Here is a 13,241-nt window from a genome sequence, read left to right as displayed (position 1 = left end):
AAATTCTGACTCTTCATTTCGCAGAAATATATATATCAATATTATAAACCTTTTTTAATAATTGTCATATCTTTTTAGAAATATTCACAAAGTCTAGTTTCTTTCTATATGTTTTATAAAATATCGGGATAAATAACATGCTAAACAGAGTATTACCTAAAAAGAATACAGGCCAAGTAAGATATTTTGCACAAATACCGCCAAGGCTAGCTAGAATAATACGGCTAAGAGAGCTAAAAGATGCAATAATAGAATATTGTGTGGCAACAAATTCACTATTGCAAAGGCTAGCAAAATAGATAGAGATAATAGTTCCTGCAAAGCCTGCACAAAAATTTTGTACTGTAACAGTTATTATAAATGTCTTTATATCATAGCCGATAGTAGCAAGAATCATAAACATAAGAGGTGACAATAATTGAATAACTCCACCAATTAAGACACTATGAAATATACCCATTTTTGCAGCTAAAATGCCGCCTAAAGCTCCTCCGACGAGCATGATTAGTAACCCGTAAGCTTTGTAAATAACGGCAATTTCATGAGTAGTAAAACTTAAATCTAGAAATAAAGGCGAACTCATAGCCATAGGTATAGAATCCGCAGCTTTATATAAAAAGATAAACAATATAATTAGCAGTAAATATTGCTGTTCATTTTTTAAGGAGATAATACTTTTTTTAATAACTTCAAAATATTGTTGTAATCCTATTAAATTAGTAGTTGTATGGTGTATTTCTTTTGATTGTGGTTCTTTGATACATAAAATTACTATAGGTCCAATTAGAGTAATGAATAGAGCAAATTTATATACTGTATTCCAGCCTAAAATAATTGATGAATATAAAGTACCGACGCTGCCGAGTAACATACCTAAACGAAACCCTATGCTACTAAAGGTAAAAGCCATTGAAAGCTCTTGTTTAGATGTAGGTCTCTCAATTCTATATGCATCAAGTACAATATCTTGTGTAGAACTGCAGAATGAAATAATAAATAAGATAATTGCAGTAATATATAAGTTATTACAAGGGCTTATGTTTAAGAACCCCGTCATCGCTAGGATTAAAAATATTTGTGATACCAATGCCCAGCCACGCCTGTGACCGAATTTAGAACATAAAAAAGGTATAGAGTATTTATCTATAAAAGGTGACCATATGACCTTTAAGCAATACGGAAAGGCAGCTAGTGATATCGAACCTATTATATCAGTGGTGTATTTTGCTTCGGATAATTGATATGGAACTGTAAAAAAAATTAAATTGAACGTAAGACCAGAAATTAAGCCTAAAAGTAAAATACCGATTAAATATGTATGGTTATTTATGTCATTCTTGCGTGAATTGATCTTCAACGTCATTGTGAGGAAAAACTGTAAGTTTCGACGAAGCAATCCAGTAAAAAATTCTGATTTACAGAATATTCTATTATTATTTCTGGATTGCCACGTTCCTTGCAGTTGTGGCTTTGTTGCATGGCTTACTTCCACCTCTGTCATCCCGCAAGTTTGTAGCAGAACCCAGTTAAAAATACTAATATTGTTAGTATTTTTAGTGGTTTTCTGGATACCGTGGTCAAGCCACGGTATGACACCGAACACGTTTTTTGAGCCATGCAACAACGCTTTCAGTCGCTCGCAATGACGATTAGGTACACACGCAATAATGCCTCGCAGGAATGACATAAAGTAATGATTAAAAATTTTGTACATGAAATCTAATAGCTTTAAATAGTTACTTAATATTTCATTTTTAGGGAGTAAGGAGCGACTTTGGAAAATATTTTACCGACTACCGGTATTTTAGTTACAATAGTGCTGATTAAGAAAAAGGAAGGAATAACATTTCCTTTAACCATAATTAATTGCTGCTTGGTATCAATATTACCTGTCATAGTAAAATCAAAGAACGGTCCATGTGCTTCCGTATCAAAAATTGTAATTATATTTCCTCTATAATTAAATTTACCGCTCATATCTTCAAATAAAATATTTTTATTATTAGTTATTGAACTAAGAAAACCCGGCAACGAAACAAAGGAAACAAGCCGTGTTAAAAAAGGAGTATCGACTACCGTAAAATGTTTTATAGAAAATTTGCCGTCTAATATTGGCACTATTTCACCTTTTTTTACTTCATATCTTTTTGCATTTAAGTTGATGTTAATCTGACCGTTTTGCATAGTGGTATACATTCCGAGCCCCTTAAGCAATGCTCCGGCATTATCGGATTCAATTAACCATTGTTCAAAAGTTTCCTTAGCGGTAAGCGACATCTTAACTTTTTTATTATCAATATTAGCATTTAGAAAGCCGGAGAAACACCGCACTTTATCACATTTAATTGCTAAATCAAGATTACCTAAAATTATATTATTCTTTAAAAGTATTTTTGATATATTAGTTTTTAAATTAATATTACGTGTAGAATCGCCCGCTTTTTCTAAAAACTGCATCATATTAGCATTTGATAAATCTAATCCGCTTCCATAAAGTGCTGTATTAAGATTATGGTTATCTATGATTATTTTTCCTTTTAAATCCGTATGATTATGTTTAACAGAGGCTAGATTAATATTATAAATATTTTTCTTAATTAAGGCATTACCTTTAATTTTTAGATTATCCTGCCCTGAAAGGTTAAATTCAATATTTCTATCGAAATTTTTATCATTTAATTTAGTATATAAATATAAATTGGCTTTTTTATATAATTTTTTATGAATAGATACTTTATCTATATAAAATTCTAAATTATTAAGATTAGAATTAACGGTAATAAAACTCTCATTATTATGCTGCTTTTTATACTCAAAATTTAAAACGGTGCTGCCTGAAATTAATTTAAATACTCCAAATCTTTGATTATTTGCCGCAATATTGCTTTTTATTTTAAGTAAACACTCATTATTTTTATCCGATATATCATGATCATAAGTAAAGCTGCTTGCATAATTATTAATGTTACCTTTACCGCTAATATTTAGTTTATTATCTTTAAAACTACCTTTGGCTTCACCGTTTTGTAATAGGATATTATTGTCTAAGGTGTTAAAAGAGATATTTGTTAATGTCGACAAAACATTATAGCTATTAGGGATATTGGGGCTAATAGGAATTATTAGCTCTATTATTGAATTTGCTGTTCCTTTGATTTTTTTAAGATCAATATTTTGAGCTTTAATATTTTGATATGCATCATTTGGAACAAAGGCAATTAAGTCATTAATTTCACCTTTAGCAGTAGCATTAAAAACAAATCGTGATTTATCCGGTCCTTCCCATTTGAAAGTCATAATACCGTCTGAAACGACACTTTTACCGCTATATGCTTCATTAATTAGAAATTTTATTTCCGGTCCTGAAATGATTATATTAGTATCAACTTTAGTCAAAGGCGGTAAATCTGTATGATATTTATATTCGAAATTCGAGATATGTAAATTTGCTTTTAAATTATCTTCTACTAAAATATTTTTTTTTAAAAATTTTTTATCTAATTTAATATTTAATTCTCCATTTTGGATGTAACCTTGTTTTATATGTTCTCGTAAATATGAGATTATAGGATTATCCGGAATAATTTTTTCGACTGTTTGATAAATTATTAAAGGCATATTTGCGGCAGCTGCACTTGCATCGATATTTTTATCGGTTATTATACCGCTTAGTGATAAAAAAGCTTTGTCCCCAAAGGTGAGTTTACAATTAACGGTCTTTGGATTATCCTTAGAATAGGCGGTTTTATATGAGCATAAAGCATTTCCTAGAGGTAAGTCTGCTCCTTGCGCATCAGTTAAGATATCACTTTTTATTGAAGTTAGTCGTATGTCGGTTAGGGAATATTGTTTAATTATATTTAACGAATAATCACCGGTCGTTGAAGTATTTATAATCTCTTCATCGTTATTTGAAATTACGGAAATTTTATCTATATTAAAATTAGCCTCTATTAACGAATTAGAGAAGAAATTTTTGAAATTAAAGAAAAGATTAAAATCGTTAATTTCTCCTCTAGCATTATCTATAAGACTTAAGGAAATTTTATCTATGGATAATCGGTTTTCTTTAAATTCTAAATTATGTAGTACAGCCTTTATATCATTTTTACTTAAATAAAATTCAATTATTTTTTTCAAAGGTTCATTTAAGTGTCCTTTATTTGCATTATAAACAGTTAGAGTTATAGCCAAAGATAATGAAATCAGAATTATAAAAATACTAATAAAGGTTTTTTTAATAAAATTCATTTGAGTTTGTAAATCTATTGAAATATGATAAAAGCTTTATATACTCGGATAGAACTTCAAAAATTGGTTACGTCATCCTACAAGTACTCCGGTACTCACGTATTAAGTATACGCTCTGTTCCTCGTCTTGTGGACTCCTTGCACTTTTTGAAATTGAGCTTCGTCTATACTACTCTTCATTTATTTGAGGTATGCACTTGGAATATAACGTATAATTTAAAAATTTAATATAAAAATCACAAAAAATTATGAATATTACATTTATCGGTAGCGGATATGTGGGATTAGTCTCAGGTATTATTATGGGCTATTTAGGTCATAATGTTACTTGTCTTGATAATGATGAGGTTAAAATATCCAAATTAAATAAGCAAATATTACCGATTTATGAAGCTAAACTTGATGAGTATCTTAAGCAAGTTTTAGAATCTGGTAGGTTAAAATTTACAAATATTTATAATAATGAACTTCAAAATGCCGATGCAATATTTATTACGGTCGGTACACCTTCAAAATGGTTGGGGGACGCGGATTTAAAATATGTTTATGATTCTATTGATAAAGTTTCCGAGCATATAAATAAAGATTGTTTAATAGTCATAAAATCTACCGTTCCGCCGGGTAGTTGCAGTAATATTATAGCTTATTTAAAATCAAGAGGCTTTTCATTTAATGTTGCTTCTAATCCTGAGTTTTTAAGAGAGGGTAGTGCGGTAGAAGATTTTTTATATCCTGATCGTATAGTTATCGGTGTAAATAATAAAGAATCAGAGGCAATATTGCGAAAAATTTATGCACCTTTAATAGAACAAGCTGCAAAGTTTGTGGTTACCGATTTAGTGACGAGCGAACTTATTAAATATGCTTCAAATAGTTTCTTAGCTACCAAAATTGCTTTTATTAATGAGATGGCTGATTTATGTGAAAAAATCGGCGGTAATATTAAAGATTTATCTAAAGGTGTAGGATTTGACCAAAGAATCGGTCAAAATTTTTTAAATGCAGGACCTGGTTTTGGCGGTTCGTGTTTTCCAAAAGATATTCTAGCATTAAATAATCTTGTAGAAAATCATCATATAGATTGTAGGATTCTTAAGGCAGTAATTAAAAGTAATAAGCAGCGTCCAAGTAATATGGTAGATAAAATAGCTACTTTGTTAGACGGAGATTTAAAAGGTAAAAATATAACAATTTTAGGCTTAACATATAAAGCAGGAACAGATGATGTGAGAGCAAGCCCTGCCATCGAAATTGTAAAGATCTTATTAAATAAAGATGTATATGTTAAAGCATTTGATCCTATCGGTCTTGAAAATGCTAAAAAGAATTTGGAACATAAAAATTTGCTATATTTAGATTCAGCAGTTGAAGCCTGTAAATCAGTAGATATTATAGTTATTGCAACTGAATGGTCAGAATTTAAAGAACTTAATTGGCAAGAAATTTATGATTTAGTAAAATTGCCGATAATCATTGATCTTAGAAATATACTAGATAATGAAGCAATGAAAAAAATCGGTTTTAGATATTATGCAGTCGGAAGTAAAATTTAGTCTTGTCGTTAAGGCTTCCGATGTTATTCCCGCCTACGCGGGAATAACATAAAAAGTCTACGGGAATGACATAAAGAGTCATACAGTAAGACAATAAACTTTAACATTAATTTAAAATGCGACCTGAATTTATTCATTTAAGAACTCAAAGCTCTTATTCTTTTCTAGAAAGTGCATTAACGATTGAGAAGGTAGTAGAACTTGCTTCATCGAATAAAATGCCTGCTATTTGTTTGGCAGATAAGGGAAATTTATTCGGCTCATTAGAGTTTGCATTATATGCAGTAAAAAAAGGACTGCAGCCGATACACGGAGTTATTCTAAATATAAAATACGATATAGATATTTTTGCTCAAATTTTGCTTATAGCTAAAGATGAAACTGGCTATAAAAATTTACTCAAACTATCAAGCCTTACTTTTACTAAAAATGATCGTAAGATATGCGATCACATTGATTTTGAAGATTTAATCGAATATCAAGAAGGATTAATAGGATTATGCTGTTATACCGACGGTATTGTAGGAAAATGCTTGCTAGCTCGCAACGAGGAGCAAGCGATGCTGTTTGCACGTAAATTACAGGAAATTTTAGGAGATCGTTTTTACTTTGAGATTATGAGACATGAGCTACCGGAAGAACAGTTTATTGAGAATAGTTATATTAGAATTGCTGCCGAGCTTGCTATTCCGCTTGTTGCTACTAATAAAGTTTTGTTTAGTGAGAAAAGCATGCATGATGCACATGATGTATTGTTATGTATATCAGCCGGTGTTACTAAAGAATATCCGGATCGAAAAACAGTTAGCGAAAATTGTTATTTTAGATCACCACATGAGATGATAGAGCTTTTTTCCGATTTACCTAGTGCCATCCAAAATACCGTGAATTTAAGAGAGCGTTGTTATTTTGCTGCACATGCAAACCCGCCGATGCTGCCTAATTTTGCCACCAACGATATTAGTGAAACGGATTTAATTAGAAAAGATGCAAAAGAAGGGTTGCTTGCAAGGCTTGCTACAAAGTTTAAATCTGAAAATATTTCGTTAGAGAATCAAGAAGAATTGAAAACCGAATATTTTGCTCGTCTTAATTATGAGCTAGATATTATCTGTAATATGAATTTTGCAGGTTATTTTTTGATTGTATCCGATTTTATTAAATGGAGTAAAAAAGAGGGTATTTTAGTCGGACCGGGTAGAGGATCGGGAGCAGGCTCGGTTGTTGCTTGGAGCTTGCTTATTACTGATCTCGATCCAATTAAATTTGGCTTATTATTTGAAAGATTTTTAAATCCTGAACGTATTTCAATGCCTGATTTTGATATTGATTTTTGTCAGGAAAGGCGTGAGGAAGTAATTAATTACGTACGTTCCAAATACGGTAATAATAGAGTAGGACAGATTATCACTTTCGGTAAGATGCAGGCAAAGGCTGTAATTAAGGATGTCGCTCGTGTGCTTAGCTTACCTTATAAATTTGCTGATTATCTAACGGAGCTTGTCCCTTTTAGTGCAGTTAATCCAGTCAGCTTAGAACAGGCAATGCGTGAAGTCCCAGAGCTTGCAAATGCCGCTAAAGGTAATGGGCTGTATAATTTAGACGGTGAAGCGGAGTTAATTAAGCTAGTGCTTGATACTTCGTTAATTCTTGAGGGGCTGCATAGGCATTCCTCAACTCATGCTGCAGGAATCGTAATAGCAGGTACTGATTTAGTCGATATAGTACCGGTATATAAAGATGCTAACTCCGATATGCTAGTAGTCGGTTATTCTATGAAATATTCCGAGATTGCCGGTTTAATTAAATTTGATTTTTTAGGGCTACAAACCCTAACGGTTATTACCAATTGTAAGAAACTGCTTAAAGAGCAAGGGATAGAAGTAGATTTTAACAATATGACGTTTGATGATAATAAGACTTATCAAATGTTGTGTAAAGGTAAAGGAGTCGGCGTTTTCCAATTTGAAAGTATCGGGATGAAAGATGCACTTAGACGCCTTAAACCTGATTCTATACATGATTTGATAGCTCTTGGTGCGTTATACCGTCCTGGTCCTATGGAAAATATTCCTACCTATATAGCTTGTAAGCATAAATTACAACAGCCTGATTATTTACATGAGCTATTGAAGCCAATCTTAGAAGAAACTTATGGAGTGGTGATATATCAGGAGCAGGTACAAAGAATTGCTCAGGTTCTTGCAGGTTATACGCTAGGAGCTGCCGATTTACTTCGTAGAGCAATGGGTAAGAAGATAAAAAAAGAAATGGAGGAGCAGGAAGAAATTTTTGTTAAAGGAGCAATTGCTAATAATATTTCGGAATCTCAAGCTAAATCCATTTTTGCGACCGTGGCTAAATTTGCCGGATACGGTTTTAATAAGGCACATGCTGCGTCTTACGGTGTTATTTCATACCAAACTGCATATCTTAAAGCTAATTATCCTGCTGCATTTTTAGTAGCATGCTTAAATCTTGAATTGAATAATCACGATAAAATTAATTTATTTTTACAAGAAGCAAAAGATAACGGCATAAAAATTACTGCACCTAATATTAATATTTCTGAAGGGTATTTTAGTGTAAAGTTTTCAGACACTGTCATCCCGCATAGCGTAAAGCCTGTCATACCGCGACTTGATCGTGGTATCCAGGAAATTTCAAAAGATACCGTGGTCAAGCCACGGTATGACATCGCGGGTGCAATAATCTTCGCCTTAGGTGCTATTAAGGGGGTCACGCCGAATTTCGGTAAGTTAGTAACGGATGAGCGAAAAGCAAGAGGGGCGTTTAAATCAATTACTGATTTTATTGAAAGATTACCCCCCAAATCTATTAACAGTAAATTATTGGAAAATTTAATCAAGTCAGGCTGTTTTGATGAGCTGCATGATAATCGATTGCAATTATTATCAAGCATTCCAAAATTGCTTTCTTATTCAACTTCATATCACGAAGAGCAGGAATCTAATCAATTTAGCTTAATTAAAGTTTCTAGTTTAAGTCCAACTATTTTAGTATCAAGCGATTATGCCGATAAAAATACTTTAGCCTTTTATGAATTTGAGGCTATGGGTTTATTTATCTCTAATCATCCTCTTACGGAATATCAAGAAATATTTAGTCGTTTAAATATTTTAAATACTGCGGATTTGCATAATAACTTACCTGATGGTACTAACCGAGTAAATCTTGCCGGTGTAATACAAAAAAAGGATTCTCGTATGTCGGCAAGAGGTAGGTTTGTGACGCTTGTGCTTTCCGATCCTGAGAATATCTTTGAACTTAGTATTTTTAGTGAGGAAGTTTTAAAAGATTATGTACATTTACTTGATGTTAAAAGTTTGGTAGTTGTTAATTGTGACATAGTTAAAGATGAGGGAGGAATAAAACTAACGGCAAAAAGCTTTTCATCAGTTGAGGATGCAATTAATAATAAACAATTTGAACTACAGTTTTATCCACAAAATCATGAAGAATTACGGCAGATAGTCACCTTGCTTGCAGCTCGTATAAATAACGAAGATCAGAGTAATGCTAAAGCTACAATCTATTTACAAAGCGCAGATGTAAAGAATTTTGTAGCAAAAATTACATTACCTGAAAAATTCTTGCTCCAAGGGCAAGATTTTGAGATTTTAAAAGGATATAGTAAATAGCGTAGTTGTTGCGTGGTTCGGTTTTCTGCTGTCATTCCCGCAAGGCATTGTTGTGTGGATACCGAGTCGTCATTGTGAGCAGCCATAGGCTGCGTGGCAATCTCATGAAATAATAACAAACTCCTGAGATTGCGGACGTACAATTACTTCGTAATTTTCCTCGCAATGACGAAAAAACCGAGCCATGCAACAAAGCCAATGCCTCGCAGGAATGACATCGAAACCTTGAGTCAACTTTTTATAGGCAATACCTGAATTGACGGTAAAATGAATCTATAATTGAGTAATATTCTTTGATGTTTTTTTACCGCTAAATACTGCATTATTATTTTTATTATCGCTAAGTTCCATATATTTTGTTAGTCGATGCTTGTCTGCTATTAACTTTGCTTCTTTTTCTAAATTGATATTTTGCTCAAGATTTGGATCTTTAACTAATTCTTTAAAATAATTACTTAATGGATTTTAATCCCAATTTTCTCGTTAATTTACTTAAATACTTATAAAATTTATTTTTGATAGTTTGTTTTTTATCTTCTGAATTTTTATTGAATGTATTATCGGTTTTAACTGCTTGTTTTTTATCTTCTAATACTCCTGTATTATTAGGTAGATTTTTATTAACTTCAGTTATTAGTGCATTTATTAAATTTTGTTTTTCTTCTTTAAGTACAGAGTCATTCAAAAAGCTTGATACAGGCGAATTTTTTGAGTGTATTGTATCCAAGTTAAGGTTAGTAGTTTCTTGTTTTTCTACGTTCGGGAGCGGTATATTAATATGCTCGTTTTTTGTTTCAATTATAGGTGAGTCTATTAATTTATGCTCTCCAAAAATATCTAGAGTTTGCTGCGTAAATTCATCTACTAATTTTTGAGCTTTTATAGGTGTTATTTCTTCATTAAATTTATTTTCACTATAATCTTTGACCATTTGAGTGATTTCTTCGGATGCTTTTGCTTCCGGTATAGTCATTTTGTATTTTTGTGCCATATCTTTTATGACATCATCCAATTTCTTATGTTCTTCCTATAGCTCTAGCGGTTTAGGGTTAGTATTACTTTGTTTCATTTGTTGGAAAATATCTATAGCCGGGCGGTTTGCTATTTTCGCTTGTATTTGTGCTTTGATAAGTATATTTACATCTTTATCATTTAAGCATTTTGCTGATAGCTCTTTAATGATTTGTTCTTTGTTAGATTTATATAATCTATAATTTTCTAAAACTTTTTTTGAGGGCGCGATTTCGTGATCTTCAAAACAAGTTTGGATATGGTTTATAACAGGCTTTAAAAGATCCTCGGTAATAGGTAAATCAGTGTCCTTATAGGGAAACACAGTAGATAAAAAATCTACTAGATCAATCTTGATGTACTTTAAATTAGATTCTTCAGCAACTTTATTAAATAACTTTTCTGTTGTGCTTGGTGTATGCCCTTCATTATAAAAAAAAGTATCAAAATAATTAGTAATTGATGCTGAATTGGCAATATCTTTTTGAATTTGATAAGTTGTATTTGAGATACTTTGTTCTTTTATTAAAGGTATATTTAAGATATTTGCTAAATTTTTTTGTTCACTTTCTAAGTTTGATATTATTTGTGATACTTGATTTTGTGCAATAAAATCATATATTTCACGAAATTCTGAATCCGGTACATTGTCTCTTAAAGCTTCTCTTATTGACCTGCTACTACAATTCCCTAAAGTTTGTCCGGTAACTGTTTTTCTTGAATCAGCTGTTGGATTAATAAATTGCTCCGATTTGAATCTGTTGATTTCGTTATTATGAGCTTTTATCGCTTCTATTTCATTTATAGATAATATAGAAAATATACTATCTTTTATTTCTTTATCTGTTTGATTTTTGAGTTCATATTTAATTGAGCTGAATTTTGCTTTACTTCTTGCTTCTATTGTTTCATTTATTTTAGATAATTGATCTTTTGGTGTTTGATTTAGCTTTGAATTATCTGCTCTTACCCCAGCACCGGCATTATATATATACGATAATTTAGAATATTTTATAACATTTGCATGTAATTCTGTATTAGTAGGAGCATTAGAATATGATAAATATGCTTCTCCGGTTTTTTGCAGTTTATCATATATTGCATCTGTAGTTTTTTCTAAAAATTTTTTTAACTGTTTTGCTGGTGGTAATTCAGTTAAGCTAGTTAAATTACGTACTAAAAAGGATTGCTTATAAATCCCATCTAAGCCATCCATAAGATGGTCTAATTTTTGACCTGTATTTTCGTCAAGATTTAAAGCTTTATAAGCTCCAAGTAAAGCTTTATACGCTAGCCGTTATAAAATGAGCTGAGCCTAAATTATAATCTTTTGTGGATTTATCATAGGTACGGGCATCGTCAAGCATTGCGCGGTACTGAGTTGCTTTTGCTTCATACTCATATTTCCGTATGTTATTTAAGGCTTGAGTGATATTTTCATAATGCTCTTTCAGCTTATTTTGGTTATTCTCTTTTAGAGCAGTATTTGTAAGTGCATTATCATAATTTTCTAAGTTGCCGAACTTCCTATCATTATTTATATTTTTAGCCATATTTTCAACTGACTAGTTAAACAAGGATAAAAATAATCATGTATTACGAATAAATAAATGTCAATAATTACTCACCTCAATATATCTACTTTATCTAATTGCTCCCATGTAAAATTTTCGTCTTCTCGGCCGAAATGACCGTAAGAAGCCGTTTTTTGATAACATGGAGTGCGAAGCTTAAGATGTTTAATAATTCTTCCTGGACGCATATCAAAATGCTGTGTTATAAGCTTAGTAATTTGTTCGTTGCTTAATTTGCTAGTACCGCAAGTTTCAGCATAAACAGATACCTACGCCTATTGTGTAGGATATTTATATTTCACAGCGATCGGCAAGTCCTGCTCCTACTATATTCTTAGCAATATAGTGTGCCATGTAAGCAGCCGACCTATCTATTTTTGTTGGATCTTTTCCAGAAAAGCAACCGTCGCCGTGTCTTGCCATTCTTCCATAACTGTCCACGATAATTTCCCTACCGGTTAAACCGCAACCTGCAACGGGATCGCCTATAACAAACCGACCCGTCGGATTAATTAGGTATTTAGTGTCTTTATGAAGTAAATTGCTTGGTAATGCCTGTTTAATAATTTCTTCCATTACTGCTTCAATAAGGTCCTTTTGTTGTATTTCCGGATGATACTGAGTTGATAAAACTACTGCATCAATGGCAATTGGTTTGTTATTTTCATATCGTAACGTGACTTGAGATTTTGCATCGGGTCTAAGCCAAGACATTTTGTTTACGTAAATATGCTTGCCTTTTCATTAATAAATGAGCGTAGTAAATCGGTGCGGGCATGAAACTATCCGTTTCATTACAGGCATAACCGAAAACCATACCTTGGTCTCCTGTACCTATTTCATCATCATTTGCATTGTCAACACCCATAGCTATATCGGGTGATTGTTTAATGATAGCTGAAATTACGGCACAACAGCTACCGTCAAATCCATAATTTGGATTATTATAGCCGATTTCTTGTATCTTGCTATGTACTATTTGCTCAATATCCACATAGGTACTAGTAGTAATTTCGCCGCTCACTAGAACTAAGACCGGTTGTTACAAATGTTTCACAGGCAACACGACCGTTAGGGTCTTGTTTTAGAATCTCATCAAGTACCGTATCTGAAATTTGATCGGCAATTTTGTCCAGGTGCCTTTCAGAAGCTGACTCAGACGTGAATATAAAATTTTTCATACATTACGC

Annotated in this window: 7 protein-coding genes and 2 pseudogenes; 2 read left to right on the top strand and 7 right to left on the bottom strand. The window is 32.1% G+C overall.

What is annotated here, in order from left to right:
- Positions 1-64: 64 nt before the first annotated feature.
- Both MCI_RS03155 and MCI_RS03150 read right to left on the bottom strand, forming a co-directional pair.
- Complete coding sequence (locus MCI_RS03155) at positions 65-1,714, bottom strand: MFS transporter (protein ID WP_198002878.1); 1,650 nt, start codon at positions 1,712-1,714, stop codon at positions 65-67.
- A gap of 26 nt (positions 1,715-1,740) precedes the next feature.
- Positions 1,741-4,251 carry an AsmA-like C-terminal region-containing protein gene (locus MCI_RS03150; protein ID WP_014409622.1) on the bottom strand — a complete coding sequence of 837 codons (2,511 nt, stop codon included), beginning with the start codon at positions 4,249-4,251 and terminating at the stop codon, positions 1,741-1,743.
- A gap of 248 nt (positions 4,252-4,499) precedes the next feature.
- Here MCI_RS03150 and MCI_RS03145 point away from each other — a divergent pair, with 248 nt between their 5' ends.
- Positions 4,500-5,804, top strand: a complete 1,305-nt coding sequence (locus tag MCI_RS03145) for a UDP-glucose dehydrogenase family protein (protein ID WP_014409621.1) — start codon at positions 4,500-4,502, stop codon at positions 5,802-5,804.
- A 116-nt stretch (positions 5,805-5,920) separates the two neighbouring features.
- Positions 5,921-9,466 carry a DNA polymerase III subunit alpha gene (gene dnaE, locus MCI_RS03140; protein ID WP_014409620.1) on the top strand — a complete coding sequence of 1,182 codons (3,546 nt, stop codon included), beginning with the start codon at positions 5,921-5,923 and terminating at the stop codon, positions 9,464-9,466.
- A 451-nt stretch (positions 9,467-9,917) separates the two neighbouring features.
- Here dnaE and MCI_RS08975 read toward each other — a convergent pair whose 3' ends face one another.
- The 5 genes and pseudogenes from MCI_RS08975 to metK form a co-directional block, all read right to left on the bottom strand.
- On the bottom strand, positions 9,918-10,457 hold the full coding sequence (locus MCI_RS08975) for a hypothetical protein (protein WP_198002908.1): 540 nt from the start codon (positions 10,455-10,457) through the stop codon (positions 9,918-9,920).
- A 36-nt stretch (positions 10,458-10,493) separates the two neighbouring features.
- Complete coding sequence (locus MCI_RS09705; RefSeq protein ID WP_232202724.1) at positions 10,494-10,802, bottom strand: hypothetical protein; 309 nt, start codon at positions 10,800-10,802, stop codon at positions 10,494-10,496.
- Positions 10,803-11,443: 641 nt separating this feature from the next.
- Positions 11,444-11,693 (bottom strand): annotated as a pseudogene (locus MCI_RS03120) (hypothetical protein).
- A gap of 67 nt (positions 11,694-11,760) precedes the next feature.
- On the bottom strand, positions 11,761-12,030 hold the full coding sequence (locus MCI_RS03115) for a hypothetical protein (RefSeq protein ID WP_014409617.1): 270 nt from the start codon (positions 12,028-12,030) through the stop codon (positions 11,761-11,763).
- Positions 12,031-12,101: 71 nt separating this feature from the next.
- A pseudogene (gene metK / locus MCI_RS08475) lies at positions 12,102-13,232 on the bottom strand (methionine adenosyltransferase).
- Positions 13,233-13,241: the final 9 nt, after the last annotated feature.

This window comes from Rickettsia montanensis str. OSU 85-930 (genome assembly GCF_000284175.1).
GTDB classification, from domain to species: Bacteria; Pseudomonadota; Alphaproteobacteria; order Rickettsiales; family Rickettsiaceae; genus Rickettsia; species Rickettsia rickettsii.
The sequence above is the reverse complement of the archived record's forward strand: the minus strand, read 5'-3'. Positions and strand labels throughout refer to the sequence as shown.